18 protein-coding genes are annotated in these 20,899 nt (G+C 73.9%); 17 read left to right on the forward strand and 1 reads right to left on the reverse strand.

Annotation, left to right across the window (positions count from 1 at the left end; genetic code table 11):
• The first annotated feature begins 170 nt into the window (after positions 1–170).
• The 5 genes from GCL84_RS10940 (at position 171) to GCL84_RS10960 (ending at position 4,886) form a co-directional block, all read left to right on the forward strand.
• The gene (locus GCL84_RS10940; RefSeq protein WP_156755315.1) at positions 171–1,178 is read left to right on the forward strand and encodes an alpha/beta fold hydrolase; all 1,008 of its coding nucleotides are present in this window, start codon (positions 171–173) and stop codon (positions 1,176–1,178) included.
• Positions 1,166–1,753: a TetR-like C-terminal domain-containing protein gene (locus GCL84_RS10945; RefSeq protein ID WP_156755316.1), complete on the forward strand. Its 588-nt coding sequence runs from the start codon at positions 1,166–1,168 to the stop codon at positions 1,751–1,753. The genes GCL84_RS10940 and GCL84_RS10945 overlap by 13 nt, the downstream gene beginning before the upstream one ends.
• A gap of 79 nt (positions 1,754–1,832) precedes the next feature.
• Positions 1,833–2,300 carry a DUF4260 family protein gene (locus GCL84_RS10950; RefSeq protein WP_235926148.1) on the forward strand — a complete coding sequence of 156 codons (468 nt, stop codon included), beginning with the start codon at positions 1,833–1,835 and terminating at the stop codon, positions 2,298–2,300.
• A 77-nt stretch (positions 2,301–2,377) separates the two neighbouring features.
• Positions 2,378–3,643 carry a cytochrome P450 gene (locus tag GCL84_RS10955; protein WP_197523165.1) on the forward strand — a complete coding sequence of 422 codons (1,266 nt, stop codon included), beginning with the start codon at positions 2,378–2,380 and terminating at the stop codon, positions 3,641–3,643.
• 25 nt (positions 3,644–3,668) lie between these two features.
• Positions 3,669–4,886, forward strand: a complete 1,218-nt coding sequence (locus GCL84_RS10960) for an FAD-dependent oxidoreductase (protein ID WP_235926149.1) — start codon at positions 3,669–3,671, stop codon at positions 4,884–4,886.
• A gap of 25 nt (positions 4,887–4,911) precedes the next feature.
• Here GCL84_RS10960 and GCL84_RS10965 read toward each other — a convergent pair whose 3' ends face one another.
• On the reverse strand, positions 4,912–5,526 hold the full coding sequence (locus GCL84_RS10965) for a TetR/AcrR family transcriptional regulator (RefSeq protein WP_197523166.1): 615 nt from the start codon (positions 5,524–5,526) through the stop codon (positions 4,912–4,914).
• Positions 5,527–5,572: 46 nt separating this feature from the next.
• On the opposite strand from GCL84_RS10965, the gene GCL84_RS10970 reads away from it, so the two are divergent.
• The 12 genes from GCL84_RS10970 (at position 5,573) to GCL84_RS11025 (ending at position 20,872) form a co-directional block, all read left to right on the forward strand.
• Positions 5,573–6,766, forward strand: coding sequence for an oxygenase MpaB family protein (locus GCL84_RS10970; RefSeq protein ID WP_156755317.1), 1,194 nt, complete (start codon positions 5,573–5,575; stop codon positions 6,764–6,766).
• A 187-nt stretch (positions 6,767–6,953) separates the two neighbouring features.
• The gene (locus tag GCL84_RS10975) at positions 6,954–8,675 is read left to right on the forward strand and encodes a fatty acyl-AMP ligase (RefSeq protein WP_197523167.1); all 1,722 of its coding nucleotides are present in this window, start codon (positions 6,954–6,956) and stop codon (positions 8,673–8,675) included.
• Positions 8,672–10,420, forward strand: a complete 1,749-nt coding sequence (locus tag GCL84_RS10980) for an acyl-CoA dehydrogenase (RefSeq protein WP_156755318.1) — start codon at positions 8,672–8,674, stop codon at positions 10,418–10,420. Before GCL84_RS10975 ends, GCL84_RS10980 begins: the two co-directional genes overlap by 4 nt.
• Positions 10,417–12,024 carry an acyl-CoA dehydrogenase gene (locus GCL84_RS10985; RefSeq protein WP_156755319.1) on the forward strand — a complete coding sequence of 536 codons (1,608 nt, stop codon included), beginning with the start codon at positions 10,417–10,419 and terminating at the stop codon, positions 12,022–12,024. Before GCL84_RS10980 ends, GCL84_RS10985 begins: the two co-directional genes overlap by 4 nt.
• An 11-nt stretch (positions 12,025–12,035) precedes the next feature.
• Positions 12,036–12,308, forward strand: a complete 273-nt coding sequence (locus GCL84_RS10990) for an acyl carrier protein (protein WP_156755320.1) — start codon at positions 12,036–12,038, stop codon at positions 12,306–12,308.
• A gap of 1 nt (position 12,309) precedes the next feature.
• Positions 12,310–15,303: a type I polyketide synthase gene (locus GCL84_RS10995; RefSeq protein WP_156755321.1), complete on the forward strand. Its 2,994-nt coding sequence runs from the start codon at positions 12,310–12,312 to the stop codon at positions 15,301–15,303.
• Complete coding sequence (locus tag GCL84_RS11000; protein ID WP_156755322.1) at positions 15,300–16,331, forward strand: 3-oxoacyl-ACP synthase III family protein; 1,032 nt, start codon at positions 15,300–15,302, stop codon at positions 16,329–16,331. The genes GCL84_RS10995 and GCL84_RS11000 overlap by 4 nt, the downstream gene beginning before the upstream one ends.
• Positions 16,328–18,178 (forward strand): HAD-IIIC family phosphatase, encoded by a 1,851-nt coding sequence (locus tag GCL84_RS11005; protein ID WP_156755323.1) that lies wholly within the window; start codon positions 16,328–16,330, stop codon positions 18,176–18,178. Before GCL84_RS11000 ends, GCL84_RS11005 begins: the two co-directional genes overlap by 4 nt.
• A 10-nt stretch (positions 18,179–18,188) precedes the next feature.
• Positions 18,189–18,416: an acyl carrier protein gene (locus GCL84_RS11010; protein ID WP_156755324.1), complete on the forward strand. Its 228-nt coding sequence runs from the start codon at positions 18,189–18,191 to the stop codon at positions 18,414–18,416.
• Positions 18,413–19,204, forward strand: coding sequence for a 2-oxo acid dehydrogenase subunit E2 (locus GCL84_RS30620; protein ID WP_156755325.1), 792 nt, complete (start codon positions 18,413–18,415; stop codon positions 19,202–19,204). The genes GCL84_RS11010 and GCL84_RS30620 overlap by 4 nt, the downstream gene beginning before the upstream one ends.
• Complete coding sequence (locus tag GCL84_RS11020) at positions 19,152–19,727, forward strand: 4'-phosphopantetheinyl transferase family protein (protein ID WP_156755326.1); 576 nt, start codon at positions 19,152–19,154, stop codon at positions 19,725–19,727. Before GCL84_RS30620 ends, GCL84_RS11020 begins: the two co-directional genes overlap by 53 nt.
• Positions 19,724–20,872, forward strand: coding sequence for an alpha/beta fold hydrolase (locus tag GCL84_RS11025; protein ID WP_156755327.1), 1,149 nt, complete (start codon positions 19,724–19,726; stop codon positions 20,870–20,872). Before GCL84_RS11020 ends, GCL84_RS11025 begins: the two co-directional genes overlap by 4 nt.
• Positions 20,873–20,899: the final 27 nt, after the last annotated feature.

Consider the following 20,899-nt stretch of genomic DNA (forward strand, 5'->3'; position numbering starts at 1 on the left):
GGGTGCGCCCATGACAGGCCACACCGCTTAAGCAGGGCTAAGCGCCCGGTTGGCCCTGGCGGTGCGGGAGGGGTTCTCGTCGTGGTGATTGACACCGCCCCGGCCGGGGGGCACCATGGCTACTGTTGTTAGCTGCGCGGCTAGCCCTCCCGGCGAGAGGACTCAGGAGCATGGACCGGAGCACCTCGGCGGGTGTGCGCTTCCTGGACCGGCCGGGTGGTCGCCTGGCCTACTCGGTGCGCGGCGAGGGGCCCCTGGTGGTGTGCGCGCCCGGCGTCGGCGACCTGGGGCGGCGGGGGTTCACCGCGCTCGCCGACCGGCTGGTCGCCGCCGGGCACCGGGTCGCGGTCGCCGACCCGCGCGGGCACGGCCGCTCCAGCGCGGACTGGCCCAGCCACACCGAGAGCGACGTCGCGGGCGATCTGCTGGCCCTGGCCCGCCACCTCGGCGCCGACCGGGTGACGCTGGTGGGCAGCAGCTTCGGCGGCTCGGCCGCGGTCGTGGCCGCCGCCACCGACCCCGGCCTGGTGCGCGGTCTGGTGCTGCTCGGCGCGTTCGTCCGCGACCAGCCCCGCACCCCGCTCGACCGCGCGGGCACGCTGCTGCTGTCGGCCCCCTGGCTGGGCAGGCGGGTGTGGACGGCGTTCTGGGGTTCGCTGTTCGGACCGCGGCCACCGCTGGACCCAGGTCGTGTTTCGAAAGCCGCTGTCCGCGACAGCCGCGCCGGAGCGGCCCCTGACGGCACGGGGTGGAGGCACCGGTACAACACCGGTACCGGCACCTCCACCCCGCACCGCCAGGAACCACCCCGATCACGACTCTCATCGAACGGACTTCCGAAACACGACCTAGCCGAGCGCAAGCGCGAACTGGCCGCCTGCCTCGCCGAACCGGGTCGGATGGCGGCGCTGCGGGCGATGCTGGGCAGCGACCACACCGCCGCCCTGGCCGCGGTGGGCCAGGTGCGCTGCCCGGCGGTGGTCGTCATGGGCGAGCTCGACCGCGACTTCGCCGATCCGGCCGCCGAGGCCCGCTTCACCGCCGACGCGCTGGGCGGGGCGCCGACCGTGCTGGCGCCGGGGGCCGGGCACTACCCGCACGCCACCCACCCGGACCTGGTCGCGGGCGCGGTCCTGAACGTGCTCGACCGCGCGCGGCGGCCCGCATGCCGCGACTAGGGCTCAACACCGAGAAGGTGGTCCGGGAGGCGGCGGGCATCGCCGACGCCGAGGGTCTGGAGACGCTGACCCTGGCCCGGCTGGCCGGGTCCCTGGGCATCCGGGTCCCTTCGCTGTACAAGCACATCGACGGCCTGGGCGACCTGCACCGGCGGCTGGCCACCATCGCCAACGAGGACATGGCCGCGGCCATCCGCGACGCGACGGTGGGCCTGGCCGGGAGCGACGCGCTGCGGGCCTGCTGCCGCGCCTACCGCGCCTACGCCTGCCAGTGCCCGGGCCGCTACGCCGCCGCCCAGCGGGCCCCCGACCCCGACGACCCGGACCAGGCGCGGCTGCGCGAGACCGGCGCCGAGCTGACCTCGCTGGCGCTGACGGTGCTGCGCAGCTACTCGCTGGCCGGTGAGGAGTCCATCCACGCCGCCCGCATCCTGCGCAGCGCCATGCACGGGTTCGTGAGCCTGGAGCTGCTCGGCGGGTTCGGCCTGCCGACCGAGATCGAGGCGAGCTTCGAGCGCCTGATCGACCTGCTGGACAAGGGTTTGCGCTCAATGGGGAGCGCTCCTACCGCATAACCCACCCCCTAGACAACCGCATACCGGCACCACCCAGCCACCTCAGCACCACCGCGACGCGCGGCGGTGCTCCCCCGCCGTGACCGGAAGGCCACCGATGAACCCGCTGTTCCCCACCCGCACCGACAAGCCGTCCACCGCCAGCCGCGTATGCTGGGGCGCCGGAGGGGCGTTCCTCGCCGCGTTCGGCGTGTTCGAGATGGTCAAGCACGGCGGCGGCACCTGGGTCACCGGCCTGATCGGCGCGATCGGCCCGGATCTGGCCCTGTTCCTCGGGATCACCGCCAAGGGCCTGGCCCCGCGCCAGCTCAGCCCCAAGGCCGTCGCCGCCTACAACGCCACCCACCACTGGCTGCCGCCCACGGCGGTGCTGGTGTGGTTCACCGTCGTGCCGGAGACCAACGTGCAGGCCGCGACCGGGTTCACCCTGGGCCTGACGTGGCTGGCGCACATCGGCATCGACCGCGCGGCGGGCTACTGGCCGCGGGCGCGCGATGGCTTCCAGCGCTGGGAGTCCGCGCCCGCGGCGGCGCCGCAGCAGGTGTAGGCGGCGCTTAAGGGGCGGGCTAGGGCGCCGGTCGAGACTGGGTGGGAGCACCAGTGACGACACCGATCGGAGCCCAAGTGGACACCGCAGCCGAGCCCCGCGTGCCGCAGACGCAGGTCGCCGAGGAAGGGGTCGCCGAGGCCGCGCCCCCCGCGGGGAAGTGCCCGTACTCCTACCCCTTCCACCGACCGTCGGCGGTCGAGATCCCGCCGCTGTACGACAAGCTGCGGGCCGACGAGCCGGTCGCGAAGGTCTCGCTGCCCAGCGGGGACGAGGGCTACATCGTCTCCCGCTACGACGACGCCAAGGTGGTGCTGTCGGACCTGCGGTTCAGCCGGGCGGCGACGGTGGAGCCCGGCGCGCCGAAGCTGACCCACGTGCCGATGCCGCCCAACAGCCTGTTCACCCTCGACCCGCCGGAGCACACCCGGCTGCGCAAGCTCGTGGCGAAGGAGTTCACCAACCGCCGCATCCGCGAGCTGCGCCCGCGCGTCCAGGAGCTCACCGACGAGCTGCTGGACCGCATGGCCGAGCAGGGCGGTGTCGCCGACCTCAACGAGGCGCTGGCGTTCCCGATGCCGGTCGCGGTGATCTGCGAGCTGCTCGGGGTCCCGTTCGAGGACCGGGAGAAGTTCCGCAACTGGTCCAACGCCATCGTCGCGCTGACCACGCTGACGCAGGAAGAGATGATGGCCGAGCGGCTGGCCATGGCCGGCTACATCTGGGAACTGGTCCAGGTCAAGCGCAAGGAGCCGGGCACCGACCTGCTCAGCGCGCTGATCACCGCGCACGACGACGAGAACACCCTCGACGAGGGCGAGCTGGTCATGATGGCCATGACGCTGCTCGTCGCGGGCCACGAGACCACCGTCAGCATGATCGGCGCGTGCGTGCTGACCATCCTGCGCGAGCCGCGCCTGCGCGCGATCGTCGACGAGCAGCCGGAGAAGATCGGCGCCCTGGTCGAGGAGCTGCTGCGGGTCAACCCGATCGGCGACGGCGGCCCGCTGCGCATCACCCTCACCGACGTCGAGATCGCCGGGACGGTGATCCCCAAGGGCAGCGCGGTGATGGCGGCGGTGGCCTCGGCCAACCGCGACGAGCGCCGCTACACCGCGCCCGCCGAGGTCGACGTCGACCGGGAGAACTCCCAGCACCTGGCCTTCGGCAACGGCGTGCACTTCTGCCTGGGCGCCAACCTGGCCCGCCTGGAGCTGGAGGTCGCGATCGCGTCGGTGTTCCGCAAGTTCCCCACCCTGCGCCTGGGGACGGAGGTCGACCAGCTCCGGATGAAGAGCGGCATGCTGGTGCACGGCCTCGAGTCCCTGCCGGTCGCGTGGTGAGCCCAACCCCGTCTAGGAGAGGCTGATGAGTCCTGTGGCAGTGGATGTCTGCGTGGTCGGCGGCGGGCCCGCGGGGCTCGCGCTGGCCCTGGAGCTGGCCCGCGGCGGCGTCGAGGTCGCCGTGGTCGAGCAGAGCGGGCACTTCAACCGGTCCTTCCGCGGCGAGTCGGTGTCCCCGGACGCCGTGCTGGTCCTGGACCGGCTGGGCGTGCTGGACAAGATCATGGCCGAGGGGGCCCTGGTCACCACGCGGCTGGAGATCACCGAGGCCGGGCGGACGGTGCTCGACGCCGACTTCGCCGACTTCGACTACCCGCACCGGTACCCGTTGGAGCTGCCGCAGCCGACGCTGCTGGGCGTGCTCGACACCATCGCGTCCGGGTTCGACAACTTCACCATGCACCGGCAGTCCAAGCTGGTCGGCCTGCTGGAGGAGGACGACGCGGTGGTCGGCGTGCGGGTGAAGACGCCCGACGGCGAGAAGGAGATCCGCTCGAAGATCGTCGTGGGCGCGGACGGCCGGTTCTCCAAGACGCTGGAGATGTCGGGACTGGCGCACGAGCGGGTGCCGCTGGAGCGCGACGTGGTGTGGCTCAAGCTGCCGCTGCCGCCGGAGTGGGACACCGAGACCTACCGGGTGCGGATCAACGGCGACCGGCACGGGCTGTTCATCCCGACCTACCCGGACATGGTGCGGGTGGGCTTCAACATCCCCAAGGGCGGCCTGCGGGACCTGCGCAAGCAAGGGATCGGGGCGCTGCACGAGAAGATCGACGAGCTGGCCCCCGAGCTGTCGGACCTGGTGCGGGAGCGGGTGACCAGCTACTCCGACACGTCCATGCTGGACATCTTCACCTCCGTGGTGCCCCGGTGGTCCCGCGACGGGCTGGTGGTCATCGGCGACGCGGCCCACACGCTGACCCCGATCCTCGGCCAGGGCGTCAACCACGCGCTGATCGACGCGGTCACCCTGGCGCCGATGCTGGCCTCGGCGCTGGCCCAGGACGACCAGCGCGCGGCGCTGCGCGCGGCGACCGCCGAGTTCCAGGCCGTCCGCGAGCCGGAGATCAAGCGGTCGCGCGGGTTGCAGCTCCGGCAGGAGCGGATGTTCACCTTCGGCAGCAAGGCGGGCGTCCTGCTGCGCAGCACCCTCTACCGGGCGATGAACGCGAGCGCGTTCCTGCGGCAGCGGGTGCTGGCCGACGCCTACTTCCGCCTGCAGCGCAAGGAGAAGGGCGCCTGAGAGCGGTGCTGGCGCGGCCCCGGGCTCAGTCGGGTCCGGGGTCGCCCAGTTGGGCGGTGGAGACGTACCCGGTGACCAGGTGCACGATCTCGTCCAGCAGTTGGGCGCGGTCGGCGCCGGGCTCGTCGAGGACCCAGCGCAGGGTCAGGTTCTCGATGGCCAGGACGATCACCCACGCCTGCACGTCCGGGGAGCGGCCGGGGTCGCCGGGGCGGGCGGTGAGGACAGCGGTCAGCAGTTGGCGCACCCGCTGCTCCAGGGCCCGGCGCTGTGCGGCCAGGCGGCGCGGGGGCAGGTCCTCGTGGATGACGCGCAGCAGCGCGCGGTCGGTCTCCAGGGCGGCGAGGGCGGCCGCCGCGGTGGCGCGGACCATGGCGGGCCCGGTCTCCCCGACCCGGTCGGCGAGGGCGGCGGCGACCCGGTCGGCGACCTCGTCCCAGTAGCGGTCGACGATGACGTCGAGGACGGCGGCCTTGTCGGGGAAGTACTGGTAGAGCGAGCCGGGGCTGATGCCCGCGGCGGCGGCGACCCGGTTGGTGGAGAACGCGTCGTAGCCGCTGCCGACGAGCACCTCGCGACCCGCGGTGACGATGCGCTCGACCATCCGCCGGGAGCGTTCCTGCCTGGGGACCTTGCGCATGAACGCGAATTGTATGCGAGCTATCGCTCGCGTCACAGTGGAGGGCATGAGCGCAGAGCCGACGACCCGCACCCCGCCCACCCGCTTCCGCGAGGCCGAGGCCAGGGGCAGGCGGCTGGGCCGGGCGTTGCGGGTGCTGGGCCGGGTCCCGGCCGAGGCCGACGAGGCGCTGCTGGCCCGGCTGGGCGCGGCGCTGCTCGAGCGCGACGAGCCCGGCGCGGCCCTGGCCGAGGCGATGCGAACGCGAGTGGTCTCCCGGGCGGACCTGGGAGCGGCGCTGGCCGGGGACCTGCCCGCGGACGCCGCCCCCGCCCTGGCCGACTTCGTCGCCGAGATCTCCGCCGTCCCGGACTGGGTCGACTGGGACAAGGTCGACCACGGCACCCGGGTCTTCACGCGCCTGGGCCGCACCGCGGCGGACGTGCTGCTGCAACTGTCCTTGATCGGCGGATACCGGTTCGGCGGGCCGACGGACCTGCTCGTGCGGACCGGCGCGCTCACCGGCGGGCAGACTTTGCGCAGGCTCGGTGAGACGCAGCGGTGGGCGTTGTCGCTGTCCTCCGCGCGGGCGCTGCGGCCGGGCGGTGAGGGATGGCGGCTGACCGCGCACGTGCGGGCGATGCACGCCCTGGTCAACGCCGCCGTGGAGCCCACGTGGGATGTCGAGCGGTGGGGCCTGCCGATCAACCAGGCCGACCAGGCGGGCACGCTGGGGTTGTTCGACGGCGTGCTCCTGATCGGCTGTCGGGCGCTGGGGGTCCGCATCCCGGCCGCTGACGCCCACGCCGTGATGCACCTGTGGCGTTATGTGGGCTGGTTGTTGGGCGTGCACCCGGATTTCCTCACCGATGACGAGCACGAGCGCCACCGGATCAACTACCACGTCCTGTTGGCGGCGCCGGGTCTGTCCCCGGGCTCCGGGCCCGCGCTCGCCCAGGCCGCGGTGGGGGCCCAGGCGGAGCGGTTTGGCCGGGTGCGGGGGTGGGTGGAGCGTGAGCGCGTGTTGAGCATGTTGACCGGGTTCCTGGGGGCGCGGGGGATGCGGGAGTTCGGGTTGCCGGTGCGGGTGCCCTGGGCGTTCGGGTACCTGCTGCCGTTGAACCTGGTGCGGTACGGGGTGTTGGGGCGGACGGGGTGGGGGAAGCGGTGGTTGGAGGCCAGTGGTGGGCGGGTGCGGGATCGTGTTGTCGCCAGTCACTTCGTCGGCGTTGAGCAGGGGGTGGCTGAGTTGCCCGATTGACTGGCGGTTGTGGGGGGCTGTCCCGGTCGAGGCCCAGGATGACCGGCTGGGTTCGTGGGGTGTGGTGGTGGAGGGCTGGGGTAGGGGCGCTTAAGGAGTGGCCAAGCGCGATCTTTAGGCGTCAGGGGAACAGTGGTCTCCACACGAGCCGGACAGGGACGACAAAACGGGCTTGAGAGGGATCACCGTGAGCGAGCGCAGCGATTTCGTGGGCCACTTCCGGGACCGGGTCAGCGAGCAGGGGCCGAAGCAGGCCCTGGTGTTCCTCGCCGACTCCGGGTCCGGGGTGACCGAGCAGTCCTACGACTACATCGAGCTGGACCGGCGGGCGCGGCGGGTGGCCGTGTGGCTGGGTGAGCGGACCGAGCCCGGGGACCGGGCGATGCTGCTGTTCCTGCCCGGGCCTGAGTTCATGGTCGGCTTCCTGGGGTGCCTGTACGCGGGGGTGGTGGCCGTTCCGGCGCCGATGCCGGACTCCAACGGCCGGGGCATCACGCGGCTGGCCGGGATCGCCCGGGACGCCGACGTGCGCGCGGTGCTCAGCGAGAGCGCGGTCGAGCAGGCCATCGATGCCTGGATCACCGCGTCCGAGCTGACCGGCACGGTCGCGCACGCCGCTGTCGACACGCTGCCCGAGGGCGGCGAGGACGCGTGGGCCCCGGTGCCGTTGTCCGGCGAGTCGGTGGCGTTCCTCCAGTACACCTCCGGGTCGACCAGCGACCCCAAGGGCGTCATGGTCACCCACGCCAACCTGCTGCACAACGAGGCGGAGATCCACCGGGCCGTCGGGTCCACAGCGGACACCGCGGTGGGCTCGTGGCTGCCGCAGTTCCACGACATGGGGCTGATCGGGCAGCTCCTGCACCCGCTGTACCTGGGCAGCACGTCGGTGTTCATGTCGCCGCTGACCTTCCTCAAGCGGCCGTACCTGTGGCTGTGGGCGCTCAGCGAGTACAAGGTGCCGATCAGCGTCGCCCCCAACTTCGCCTTCGAGCTGGCGGTGCGCCGGATCACCGACGAGCAGCTCGCCACCCTGGACCTGTCGCACGTCAAGTGGATCCTCAACGGGTCCGAGCCGATCAACGCCGCGACCCTGGACGCCTTCACGGAGCGGTTCGCCGCGGCGGGTCTGCCCCGCGGCGCGGTGTTCCCCTGCTACGGCCTGGCCGAGACGACGTTGTTCGTCACCGGCAGCCGCGGCGGCCGGGTGCACACCGACATCGACCCGAAGGCGCTGGAGGCGGGCGAGGTCCGCCGCAGCTCCGAGCCGGGCGCGCGCACGCTGGTCAGCTCCGGCACCGCGGGCGGGCTCGAGGTGCGCGTCGTCGACCCCGAGACCCACCAGGTGCTGGCCGAGGGCCGCACCGGGGAGATCTGGGTGCGCGGTGGCAGCGTGGCCGCGGGCTACTGGAAGAACCCGGAGAAGACCGCGGAGACCTTCAACGCCGCCGCGATCACCGAGGACGGCGCCACCGCGGGCTACCTGCGCACCGGCGACATCGGCGCCCTGCTCGACGGGCAGCTCTACGTGACCGGGCGGCTCAAGGACATGCTGATCGTCAACGGCCGCAACCTCTACCCGCACGACCTGGAGCTCACCGCCCGCGGCGTGCACCGGGCGCTGCACAGCGGTGTGGGCGCGGCGTTCGTGGTCGAGGGCAAGCCGGAGAAGCTGGTCGTGGTGCACGAGGTCAAGGCCTCCGAGCTGGACGGCTCCACGCTCGACGACATCGCCAAGGCCGTGCGCGCGGAGCTGCGCGCCGAGTACGACGTGCACCTGCACGAGCTGGTCCTGCTGCCGCGCGGCGGCGTGTACCGCACCACCAGCGGCAAGGTGCGCCGCGGCACGATGCGGGACAAGTACGTCGCGGGCGCCCTGGAGCCGCTGCTGGTCGGGGCGGCCCGATGAGGTACGCGGCCTTCGGCGACGCCGAGCGGCTGGAGGGGGTGCTCGGCGACCCCGGCGACCCGGACTCGGTGTTCTCCCACCGGGCGTGCGCCGCGTACGACGACGCCGACGCCTTCCCGGCCGAGATCTGCGCCGAGCTCGACGGGTTCGACCTGGCCTCCCGGTACGTGCCGACGGCGTTCGGCGGTCGGCTGGCCGACTACCAGGACTGCGTGCAGACGATGCGGATGGTGGCGCGCCGCGACGTGACGGTCGCGGTGGCGCACGGCAAGACCTACCTGGGCGCGGTGAGCGCGTGGGTGGGCGGCAGCCAGGAGCAGGCCGAGCGGGTGGGCGCGCTGGTGCGCTCGGGCACGCCGATGAGCTGGGCGCTCACCGAGCAGGCGCACGGCAGCGACCTGCTGGCGGGCGGGGTGACCGCGACCCGCACCGAGACCGGGTACCGGCTCGACGGCGAGAAGTGGCTGATCAACAACGCCACCCGGGGCGGCGCGCTGTGCGTGCTGGCGCGCACCGACGTCAACGGCGGGCCGCGCGGGTTCAGCGTGCTCATCGTGGAGAAGGACAAGCTCGACCCCGCTTCGCACACCCCGGTGCCCAAGCAGCGCACGCACGGCATCCGCGGCGCGGACATCTCCGGTATCGCCTTCGACGGCGCGCTGGTCGGCCACGACGACCTGGTCGGCCGCGAGGGCACCGGCCTGGAGAGCGTCCTCAAGGGACTCCAGCTCACCCGGACCCTGTGCTGCGCGCTGTCGCTGGGCGCGAGCGACCACGCCCTGGGCATCGCGACCCGGTTCGCCGGGCAGCGCCGCCTCTACGGCCGCGCCCTGGCCGGGCTGCCCGCCGCCCGGCACGCGCTGGCCACCGCCTACGCCGACCACCTGCTCATCGAGGCGGTGTCGGTGGTGGGGTCGCGGGCGATCCAGGCGCTGACCGGGGAGATGTCGGTCATGTCGGCGGCGGTGAAGTACCTGGTGCCCACGCGCACCGAGGCGACGATCGCCGCCCTGCGCAAGCTGCTGGGCGCCCGGTCGCTGCTGCGCGACGTGCACGAGGACGGGGCGTTCGGCAAGAACGAGCGCGACCACCGGATCGTGTCGCTGTTCGACGGCAACACCCTGGTCTGCCTCAACGGGCTGGTCAACCTGTTTTCCATCCTCACCCGCACCGCCGAGCAGGGCGCCGTCCCCGACGCCGGGGGCCTCGCGCTGGCCGCGTCGGTCACCGAGCCGTTGGAGCCGGTCGACCACAAGAAGCTGTCGTTGCTGCCGCGCAGGGGTTCCAGCGTGCTGCTGGCGCTGCCGTCGGCGGTGGCCGAGGTCGAGGCCATGGCCGTCCTCGACGCGGACCTGGCCCCGCTGGCCGCGGCCGCGCGGTCGCTGCTGGACACCCTCGACGGGGTGTACGCGGCGATGCGCGGGCTGCCGCCCGCCCCGGTCAACGTGCCGCCCGCGTCGTTCGCGGTGGCCCGGCGGCTGGCAGCGTGCCTGGGCGGGGCGGCGGTGCTGCACCTGTGGCTGCGCAGCCACGCCGCCGCGCTGGCCGAGCCCGGCCCCAGCACCCCGCTGTGGCGCGGCGGGGTGTGGCCGACGCTGGCCCTGGACCGGCTGCTGGCCATGGCGGGCACGCCCACCCCGGCACCCGCCGCGTTCTACGAGACCGCCTGCGCCGTGCTGACCGAGCAGGTCGGGACCGGGCGGCTCACCTCCCTGTTCGACCTCGACCTGGCGGAGGCGCGATGACCACCCTGGAAGAGGCGTTCGGCGACCCGTACGACGACGGCAACCCGCTCGGGCACCGGTCGGTCCTGGCCGCCGACGAGCGGGCCGCGGTCGCCGACGGCGCCGAGGCCGTGCTCGACGACTACGGGCTCAACGCCGAGTTCGTGCCGGAGCGGCTCGGCGGGCGGCTGGTCGAGGTGGACGAGCTGGTGCGCCGCCTGCGCCCGGTGTTCCGCCGCGACGCCGCGCTGGGCCTGGGCTACGGCGTCACCTCGCTGATGGCCGGGCTGAACGTGTGGCTGGGCGGGTCGGACGTGCAGCGCAAGTGGCTGGCCGACCTGCTGCTCGGCGGCGGCAAGGCGTCGGTGGGCTACCACGAGCTCGACCGGGGCAACGACCTGAGCAACAACGCGTTCACCGCCACCCGCACCGACGACGGGTTCCTGCTGTCGGGGCGCAAGGAGGTCATCAACAACGCCGCCCGCGCCGACGCGGCGGTGCTGTTCGCCAGGACGGGCGAGACCGGCGGCGGCCGTGACCACTCGCTGCTGCTGGTCGACCTGCACCAGCTCGACCCCGACCGGTTCCGCAGGCTGCCGCGCTACCGCACGCACGGGCTGCGCGGGGTGGGCCTGTCCGGGTTCGAGTTCGACGGCTGCGCGGCGCCCGACAGCGCCCTGGTCGGCGACCTGGGCGCGGGCGGCGACCTGGCGCTGCGCTCGTTCCAGGTCAGCCGGTGCGTGATGGCCGGGACCGGGCTGGGCATCCTCGACGCCGGGCTGTTCGCCACGCTGCGGTTCGCCTTGGAGCGCAAGCTCTACGGGCAGGCCGTGGCCGACCTGCCGCACGCGCGGGCCACCCTGGTCGACGCGTTCACCGACCTGCTCACCGCCGACGCGCTGGTCACCACCGCCACCCGGGCGCTGCACGTGCTCCCCGCGCACGCCTCCGCCTACGCCGCCGCCACCAAGTACCTGGTGCCGACGCTGCTGGAGGAGGCGATGAACTCGCTGTCGGTCGTCCTCGGCGCCCGGTTCTACCTGCGCGAGGGCGCCTACGCCGGGTTCGGCAAGCACATGCGCGACCTGCCGCCGCTGGGCATCGGGCACGCGGGCGGGGTCTCCTGCCAGCTCACCCTGCTGCCCCAGCTCGCCCGGCTGCTGCGCAAGCGGGCCGACCCCGCGCCCGTGGAGCTGTTCGCCGCGGGGGCGCCCCTGCCCGACCTCGACCTGGCCGGGCTGCGGCTGTTCGCCCCCTCCGGCGACCCGCTGCTGGCCGAGCTGGCGGGCACCCGGATGGCCCCGCACCTGGCCGACCTCACCGCCGAGGCCGCCGCCCTGCCCGCCCGCGACACCGGCGTCGCGGCCCCACCGGCCGCGCTGGGCCTGACCGACCGGTACGCGGTGCTGCTCGCCGCCGCGGCCGTCACCGGGTACGCCCGGCACAACCCCACCCCCGGCGGCTGGGCCGACCGGGCGCTGGAGCGGCTGGCCGACCGGCTGGCCCCGGCCCCGGCGCTGCCCGGCCCGGCGAACGAGGCGCTGTTCGCCGACCTGCTCGACCGCGCCACCACCGGTCACGGCCTCGGCCTCGACCGCGACCCCGTCACCCGCACCCTCGCTTAAGGACGCCCGCCATGACCGCCACTCAATCCCAATCAGACACCCGCATCCCGACCGACATCGCCGACTGGCTGACCGAGCGCGTCGCGTCCTACCTGGACACCGACGCCGACAGCATCGACCGCGACCTGCCGCTGGCCGAGTACGGCCTGGACTCGGTGTACGCGCTGAGCCTGTGCGGCGACATCGAGGACACCCTCGGCCTGGTCGTCGAGCCCACCCTGGCGTGGGACTACCCGACCGTGACCGCGATGGCCGAGTTCCTGCGCGCGGAGGTCGGTGCCTGACATGAGCGACGACCAGCGTGCCCCGGGGGCGGCCGAGCCGATCGCTGTCGTGGGGATCGACTGCCGCTTCCCGGGCGCGGGCGACAAGGACGCGTTCTGGGACGTGCTGGTGCGCGGCGAGCACGGTGTCTCCCAGGTGCCCGCGCAGCGGTGGGACAGCGCCGACTTCCACGACGCGGGCGGCGGCGCGGGCAAGACCAACACCCGGTTCGCCGGGTTCATGTCCGACCCGGACGCGTTCGACTTCGAGTTCTTCGGCATCTCCCCCCGCGAGGCCGCCGCGATGGACCCGCAGCAGCGGATGCTGCTGCAGGCCGCGTGGCGGGCGGTGGAGGACTCCGGGCAGGACCCGGCGGCACTGGCCGGGTCCGGCACGGGGGTGTTCGTCGGGATGATGTCGAGCGAGTGGGCGACCCTGCACATGTCCGACTACGCCGGGCTCACCGCGCACCGCGGGTCCGGCAACGGCTACTGCATGGCCGCCAACCGCATCTCCTACCACCTGGACCTGCGCGGGCCGAGCACGGCGGTGGACACCGCGTGCTCGTCGTCGCTGGTGGCCGCGCACCTGGCGTGCAACGCGATCCGGGTCGGCGACTGCGACCAGGCGGTGGTGGCCGGGGTGAACCTGCTGCTCACCCCGGCGCTGTCGATCTTCTACACCCAGGCGGGGCTGTCCGCCCCGGACGGCCGGTGCAGGCCCTACAGCGGCGACGCGGTGGGCATCGGGCGCGGCGAGGGCGTCGGCGTGGTCGTGCTGCGCAGGCTGTCGGACGCGCTCGCGGCCAAGCAGCCGGTCTACGCGGTGATCGAGGGCAGCGCGGTCAACCAGGACGGGCGCAGCAACGGCATCACCGCGCCCAGCCGGTGGTCGCAGGAGAAGGTCCTCACCGACGCCTACGCCCGCGCGGGCGTGTCCCCCGGGGACCTCAGCTTCGTCGAGGGCCACGGCACCGGCACCACCCTGGGCGACATGATCGAGGTCAAGGCGCTCGGGGCCGTGCACGCGGGCGCCAAGCGCAAGCAGCCGCTGCTGCTGGGCTCGGTCAAGGGCAACATCGGGCACGCCGAGGGCGCGGCGGGCATCGCCGGGCTGATCAAGGCGTGCCTGGCGCTGGACAAGCGGGTGCTGCCGCCGACCCTCTACGCCGACACCGAGAACCCGGGGCTCAGGCTGGCCGAGAACGGCATCCGGCTGGCCCGCGGACCGGTGCGGCTGCCGCGCGGGACCGTGCGCGCGGCGGTGTCGAGCTTCGGACTCGGCGGCACCAACGCGCACGTGGTGCTGGCCAGCGCGCCGAGCGCGCGCAGGCCGGTCGAGCCGGGCGGGGTCGGGGTGCTGACCATCTCGGCGAACACCCTGGCCGGGCTGCACCGCAACATCGCCGCCGTCGCCGAGGTCGTCGACGGGGCGGTGCAGGACCGGCTGGGGCAGCTCTGCCACAGCACGAACCTGGTGAAGTCGTCGCTGCGCCAGCGCGTGGCCATCGCCGCCACCTCCGTCGAGGAGGTGCGGAGCGAGCTGCGCAGGCTGCTGCGCGACGGCTCCGGGAATATCACAGCGCTCGACCGGGGGAAACAGGCCAAGGCGGGGCGGCCCAAGGTGGCGTTCCTGTTCACCGGGCAGGGCGCGCAGTACGCGGGGATGGCCAAGGCGCTGCACGGCGCGTGCCCGCCGTTCCGGGACCGGCTGGCCGAGGCGGACGCGGCGCTGCGCCCGCACCTGGGCGCGTCGATCACCGCGATCGCCCTGGACGGGGCCGCGCACGACGGGCTCGACGTGGACGAGACCGCGCTGACCCAGCCCGCGCTGTTCGCCGTGCAGTACGCGCTGGGCATGGCGTTCGCCGACCTGGGCGTGCGCCCGGACTCGGTGCTGGGCCACAGCGTCGGCGAGTTCGCCGCCGCGGTCGTCGCCGGGGTGCTGACCCTGGACGAGGCGGCCCGCCTGGTCGCCGCCCGGGGCGCGCTGATGCAGGCGCTGCCCCGCGACGGGGCGATGATCGCGGTGCAGGCGTCGGAGGAGCGGGTCGCCGGGCTGCTGGCCGACGAGCCGCTGGTCTCGATCGCCGCGGTGAACGGGCCGGAGAGCGTGGTGGTGTCGGGAGCGGCCGAGCCTGCCCGCCGGGTCGCCGCCGCACTGGCCGCCGAGGGCCTGAAGACGACTGAACTGGTGGTGTCGCACGCCTTCCACTCGCCACTGATGGAACCGGCGGCGCGGGAGTTCCGGGCTGTCGCCGCGGACATCCCGGTGCGCGAGCCGCAGGTCGCGTTCGCGTCCACCGTGCACGGTTCGTTCGCGGCGGGCATGGACGCGGACTACTGGTCGCGCCAGGTCACCGCCCCGGTCCGGTTCACCGGGGCCATGGCGGCGCTGCTGGCCCGCAAGCCCACCCACCTGGTCGAGATCGGGCCCAAGGGCGTCCTGGTCGGCATGGCCGCGCGCGGCGGGCTCACCGGCGGCGCCCGGCGGCTGACCCCGATCCCCGGGGACAAGGCCACCGGCGCCGAGTTCGCGGCCACCCTGGCGGCGCTCTACACCGACGGCGCCAACCCGGACTGGGCCGCGCTCTACCCGGTGGGCCAGCGCACCCCGCGCAGGCTGCCCGGCTACTCCTTCGCCGACACCGAGCGGTTCTGGGCCAGCGCGGCCACCGTGCGCGGCACGGTCGCCTCGGTGGTCACCAAGGAGCAGACGGTGGTCGCGCCGGTGGCGGCGGAGCCCAAGCAGGTCGCCGGGGACGTCGGCGGGGTGCTGGCGCTGGTCGCCGAGATCGGCGACTACGACCCGGCCGACCTGGACCGGGAGGCGAAGCTGCACGAGGACCTGGGCTTCGACTCGATCATGGTCATGCAGTTGGGCGACCGGCTGACCGGGGCACTGGGGCTGTCCGAGCCCATCCCCGTGGAGGAACTGCTCCCCCGCGTCGCCACCGTCGGCGAGCTGCTGGCGTTCGCGGGCGAGGTACTGGCCGAAAAGGAGAGGAACCGATGAGCACCGACGAGACGTTCGTCCTGTCGACCGGCGCGGCGCTGCCCGGCGACCCGATCGACAACACCGCGCTGGCCAAGCGGTTCGGCGTCAACGCCCAGTGGGTGGAGCTGTTCGTCGGCACCCGCACCCGGCACTTCGCCGTCGACCTGGACACCGCCGCGCAGACGCACACGCTGACCGACCTGGCCACCGCCGCCGCCGAGCAGGCCATGGTCCGGGCGGGCGTGGAGGCCGCCGACGTCGACTTCGTGGTGCTGGGCACGGCCACCCCGGACATGCTCATGCCCGCCACGGTCAACCTGGTCGCCGACCGGCTCGGCCTCGACCAGGTGGCCACCTACCAGTTGCAGTCCGGCTGCGCGGGCGCGGTGCAGGCGCTCGACCTGGGCCGCCGCCTGCTCGACGGCGGCGATGACACGGGCAACCGGACGGGAATCGTGATCGGCGGCGACGTGTGCGCCAAGCACCTGGTGCTCGACCGCGACACCACCGGCCAGCCGCCCTCGGAGCTGATCAACTACGTGCTGTTCGGCGACGGGGCGGGCGCGGTCGTGCTCAGCGCCGAGCCCGACGGCGCGCGGATGCGGCTGGACTCGGTGCTCAACCGCTTCACCGGTCTGGGCCGCGACCCGGCGCAGGTCATCCACTGGTGGGGCGAGACCGGCCCGGCTGAGGGCGTGCAGGCGGTCACCGAGGACTACAAGGCGATCGAGGAGCGGGTGCCCGGCATGGCCGTCGAGGTGCTGCACGAGCTGCTCGACGCGCGCGGCTGGGACAAGTCCGACCTGTCGTTCCTGCTGCCGCCGCAGCTCTCCGGGCGGATGACGCAGAAGATCGTCAAGGAGCTGGGGGTCGACGGCGCGGCCGAGGTCAGCGTGGTCGCCGACACCGGCAACAACGGCAACGCGCTGCCGTTCCTGCAGCTCGACGCGCTGGCCCCGCTGCTGGGCGCCGGGCAGCGGGCGGCGGCGGTCGCGATCGAGTCGAGCAAGTGGCTCAAGGGTGGATTCACCGTGGAGGGGCTGTGAGCCTGGACCGGCTGAGGGAGCTGTCCCGCGCGGGCGGGCTCGCCGAGAACTACACCGAGGTCGCGCCGCTGCTGGCGGGCCTGGACGACACCGGACTGCGCCGCGCCGGGATGCTGTTGTCCAAAGTAGACGCATCGGTTGTCGACGGGCCGCGGTTGACCGTGGCGGTGGTGGGGTCGTCGGCGCTGCAACCGATCGAGGCCCCGTTGACCGCGCAGCTCGCCCGGCACGGGTTCGTCCCGGACGTGCGGCTGGGCGGGTACGGGCAGTACGGCATGGAGCTGCGCGACCCGGGCAACCCGCTGTGGGACGTCGAGCCGGATCTGACCGTGTGCGTGCTCGACGCCGACGAGGTCTTCGACCACCTGCCCACCCCGTGGACGGTCGACGACGTGCGCGCCGCCCTCGACGAGCACGTCGCCCAGGTCGAGTCGCTGGTCGCCGGGTACCGGGGCGACCACGTCGGCGCGCTGGTGCTGACCACCCCGCCGCTGCCCCGGCACTGGGCGGCGCAGGTCGTCGACCTGCGCGGGCGCGCCGAGCTGGGCATCGCCTGGCGCGGGTTCGAGTCGCGGCTGCTGGGCTTGGGCGTCGAGCACACCGGCGTGTTCGTGGTGGACCTCAACCCGCTGGTCGGCGAGCACGGCCCGCTGCGCGACCACCGACTGGCCGCCTACACCAGCGTCCGCTTCACCGACCCGGTGCTGACCGCGCTGTCGCGCGAGGTCGGGCACATCGCCCGGGCGCTGCGCGGCAAGACCAGCAAGGTGCTCGTGCTCGACCTGGACAACACCACCTGGGGCGGGGTCCTGGTCGAGGAGGGCCCACTGGGCATCACGACCGGCGCGGGCCCGGTCGGCGAGGCGTTCACCGCCGTGCAGAAGGCGGCCAAGCAGCTCGCCTCACAGGGCGCGCTGCTGGCGGTGTGCAGCAAGAACGACGAGGACAAGGTGCGTGAGGCCTTCGCGACCAACCCGGACCTGACCCTGCGCGAGGACGACCTGGTGGCGCTGGTGGCCAACTGGGGGGCCAAGCCGGACAACCTGCGCCAGATCGCCGAGCAGCTCAACCTGGGCGTCGACTCGCTGGTGTTCATCGACGACTCCCCCAGCGAGCGCGGCCTGGTCGCGGCGAACCTGCCGGGCGTCCCGGTGATCGCGGTCGAGGCGGGCGAGCCCGCCTTGCACCTGCACCGGCTGCTGGCCGACGGCTGGTTCACCACCCAGCGGGTCACCGACGAGGACCGGGTGCGCGGCGAGCGGTACCGCACCGAGCGCAGGCGGTTGGAGTTCAAGGAGCGCGCCGACTCCCTCGGCGACTACCTCGCCCAGCTCGGCACCGAGGTCGAGCTGTTCGCCCCCGGGCCGGGCGAGGTGGGCCGGATCGCGCAGATCACCCAGCGCACCAACCAGTTCAACCTGACCACGGTCCGCCTCGACGTCGCGGCGGTCACCGGGGCGCTGGCCGACCCGGGCCGCGAGGTGCTCGGGGTGCGCTGCGCCGACCGGTTCGGCGACCACGGCGTCGTCGGCGCGGTGTTCACCTCGACCGAGCCGGACGGGGCGCGCCGGGTGGACAACTTCCTGCTGTCCTGCCGGGTGCTGGCCCGGGGTGTCGAGGACGCCGTGTTGCGCGAGCTGGTGCTGGGCGCCCGCGACGCGGGGGCCACCGAGCTGCGCGCCGCCTACCGCCCGACCGCCAAGAACGGCGCCGTGGCCGGGTTCTACGCCAAGGGCGGCTTTAGCCTGGTCGCCGAGGATGGCGGTGCCAGGGAGTTCGCGCACGACCTGGCCGAGGCGCCCGCCGAGATCCCGCACGTCGTCGTCCGCGCGGCGACCACAGTCTGAGGAGACCGCCATGACCGAGAACGACTTCGCCGAGCTGGTCGAGGCCGAGACCGGCCTGCCGCTGACCGCCGACGACCTGGCCACCCGGTTCGACGACCTGCCCGGCTGGGACTCCGTGCACCTGCTCAAGGTGCTCTCCGCGCTGGAGTCCGAGCACGGCATCACGCTGCGGATCGCGCACCTGCTCGACGCGACCAGCCTGGCCGACCTGTACACCGCCGCCGCGGTGCCGGCATGACGGTCGAGGTCGTCCCCGTCCCGGCGGCCCGCAGGCAGACGCTGCACTTCCTGCGGTTCGCCGAGGCTGCGGCCCCGGTCCACCTCGACACCGAGGTCGACGCCACCGCGCTGCTCGCGCACCGGGTGCGGGGCCGCCGGTACTCCGTCGTCAGCTACGCCATGCGCGCCCTGGGCGAGGTGATGCCGGGGTTCCCCGAGGCCAACGCCGCGTTCGCCGGGTCGCTGCGGCCCAGGGTCGCCCGGCACGCCGCCGTGGACGTGAAGCTGACGCTGGACAAGAAGGTCGACGGGACGCGGTCGGTGCTGTCGGTCGTGCTGCCCGACGTGGACGGCTGCACCCTCGACCACCTGCAGAACGCCGTCGAGCGGCTGCGCGACACCCCGGTCGGCGAGATCCGGGAGCTCGACGGGGCCCGCGCGTTGCAGAAGCTCCCGCTGCTCGTGGGGCGGCTGGCGTTCGCGCTGGCCAACCGGCTGCGGGGCAGGCACACCCGGATGGGCACGGTGGCGCTGACCTCGCTCGGGCACGCCCCGGTCCGCCGCTTCTTCTCCCACGGCGGGACGACGGTGACCATCGGCCTGGGCCGCATCGCCCCGACCCCGGTCGTGGTCGACGGCGAGGTGGTCGTGCGGCCGGTGCTGCCGCTGAGCCTGACCTTCGACCACCGGGTGATCGACGGCGCGATGGCCGCCGACCTGCTGACCGCGCTCAAGACGACCTTGGAGGCCACTGGTGCGGGGGACGTGGACGGTGTGGGCGCGGGCGACCGCGCAGGAACCGCCTGACCTGCGGGACCTGCTCGGCGCGGAGTTCGACCGGTACGCGCGGGCGACCGACGCGGGGTTCCGGGCCCGGATGCTCTCGTCCCGGGTGCTGGCGCTGCGGCTCGCCTCCGCCGTCGTGGGCGGGCCGGTGCGGCTGGTCAAGGACGCGCTGGGCAACCCCGGCCTGGCGCGGCCCGACGGCGCCCCCGTGCGCGGGGTGGACGTCAGCCTCGCGCACACCGGCGGGGTCGTGGCCGCGGCGGTGTCGGTGGCCGGGCGGGTCGGGGTCGACGTGGAGCCGCTCGGCCGCGACCTGGGCGCGGCGGGCGACCGCGCGTTCCACCCCGAGGAGTGCCGGGCCGACCCGGTGCGCGGGTGGACGGTGAAGGAGGCCGTCGCCAAGGCGGTCGGCCGGGGACTGCTGCTGGACCTGCGCACCGTGCGGGCGGACGCGCCGCCGCCGGGGTGGCGGGTGCGATCGGAGGCCATCGGGGCCTACCGGCTGACGACGGCGCTGGGGCCGTGGGAGGGGTGCACACCGTGACAACGGTTGAGAAATCCTATGTGGACGAGGTCGCTGACCTCGTGCTGCTGCACGCCCGCGCGCAGGGCATGACGCCCGCGCAGGCCCAGGCGGTGTTGGCGGGGGTCGACCGGATCGACTCGGACGGGCCCGGCTCGTGGTCGCACGCCTGGACCGCCGCGGGCGACGCGGCGCTGGCCGCGGGCGACCCGCTCAACGCCTGCCGCCGCTACAACCTGGCGCGCTTCCCCTACCCGGCGACCGACGGGCAGCGCGTCGCGCTCGCCTCCTGCGTCGCCGCGTTCGATGAGTGGCGCGCGGCCCAGGGCGGCATCGAACGGCGTGAGCTGGACGTGCTCGGGGTGACGCTGCCGGTGTGGGCCGGCGGCCTGGACACCACCCGCCGCAAGCCGCTGCTGCTGATCACCGGCGGGATCGTGTCGATCAAGGAGCAGTGGGGCCAGTTCCTGGTGGCCGCCCGCAGGCTCGGGATGGCCGTGGTGGTCACCGAGATGCCCGGCGTCGGCGAGAACCCGTTGCGCTACCGCCCGGACTCGCACCGGATGCTGGCCGCCGTGACCGACGCGGTCGCCGAGATCACCCCCATCACCGACGTGTACTCGGTCGCCATGAGCTTCGGCGGCACCATGGCCCTGGGCTGGGCCGCCCGCGACCCCCGGGTCAAGGGCGTGCTCACCGTCGGGGCGCCGGTCCGCCCGTTCTTCACCGACGCGACCTGGTGGCCGGGCGTGCCCGAGACCACCAAGCGCACCCTGGCCCACGTCACCGGCCGCCCCGACATCACCGACGCCCTGCCCGCCTACGCCCTGACCCGCGACGAACTGGCCGACGTGCGCGCCCGCGTCGGCTACGTCGTCAGCCGCCGCGACGAGATCGTCCCCGCCGCCGACAGCACCCTGCTCGCCGCCTCGGTCCCCGACGCGGCCCTGCTGGCGTTCGACGACGTGCACGGCTCGCCCGCGCACCTGACCGACACCAAGCTGTGGATCACCAGGTCGCTGCTGACCTGGAGCAAGGGCCCCAGCGCTGTCACCGCCGCGCTCGGCCTGGTCTCGAAGCTGCGGAACAAGGGCCGCTCAGGCCGTGTTTCGAAAGCCGCTGTCCGCGACAGCCGCGCCGGAGCGGCCCCTGACGGCACGGGGTGAAGGCACCGGTACAACCCCGGTACCGGC

It is taken from the genome of Actinokineospora pegani, from assembly GCF_009745975.1.
Taxonomy (GTDB): domain Bacteria; phylum Actinomycetota; class Actinomycetes; order Mycobacteriales; family Pseudonocardiaceae; genus Actinokineospora; species Actinokineospora pegani.

Excerpts from the sequence above, each read along its gene's own strand:
- GCL84_RS10940 (WP_156755315.1), top strand. The coding sequence starts at position 171 with ATGGACCGGAGCACCTCGGCGGGTGTGCGCTTCCTGGACCGGCCGGGT.
- GCL84_RS10945 (WP_156755316.1), top strand. The coding sequence starts at position 1,166 with ATGCCGCGACTAGGGCTCAACACCGAGAAGGTGGTCCGGGAGGCGGCG.
- GCL84_RS10960 (WP_235926149.1), top strand. The coding sequence starts at position 3,669 with ATGAGTCCTGTGGCAGTGGATGTCTGCGTGGTCGGCGGCGGGCCCGCG.
- GCL84_RS10965 (WP_197523166.1), bottom strand. The coding sequence starts at position 5,526 with ATGCGCAAGGTCCCCAGGCAGGAACGCTCCCGGCGGATGGTCGAGCGC.
- GCL84_RS10970 (WP_156755317.1), top strand. The coding sequence starts at position 5,573 with ATGAGCGCAGAGCCGACGACCCGCACCCCGCCCACCCGCTTCCGCGAG.
- GCL84_RS10980 (WP_156755318.1), top strand. The coding sequence starts at position 8,672 with ATGAGGTACGCGGCCTTCGGCGACGCCGAGCGGCTGGAGGGGGTGCTC.
- GCL84_RS10985 (WP_156755319.1), top strand. The coding sequence starts at position 10,417 with ATGACCACCCTGGAAGAGGCGTTCGGCGACCCGTACGACGACGGCAAC.
- GCL84_RS10990 (WP_156755320.1), top strand. The coding sequence starts at position 12,036 with ATGACCGCCACTCAATCCCAATCAGACACCCGCATCCCGACCGACATC.
- GCL84_RS10995 (WP_156755321.1), top strand. The coding sequence starts at position 12,310 with ATGAGCGACGACCAGCGTGCCCCGGGGGCGGCCGAGCCGATCGCTGTC.
- GCL84_RS11000 (WP_156755322.1), top strand. The coding sequence starts at position 15,300 with ATGAGCACCGACGAGACGTTCGTCCTGTCGACCGGCGCGGCGCTGCCC.
- GCL84_RS11010 (WP_156755324.1), top strand. The coding sequence starts at position 18,189 with ATGACCGAGAACGACTTCGCCGAGCTGGTCGAGGCCGAGACCGGCCTG.
- GCL84_RS30620 (WP_156755325.1), top strand. The coding sequence starts at position 18,413 with ATGACGGTCGAGGTCGTCCCCGTCCCGGCGGCCCGCAGGCAGACGCTG.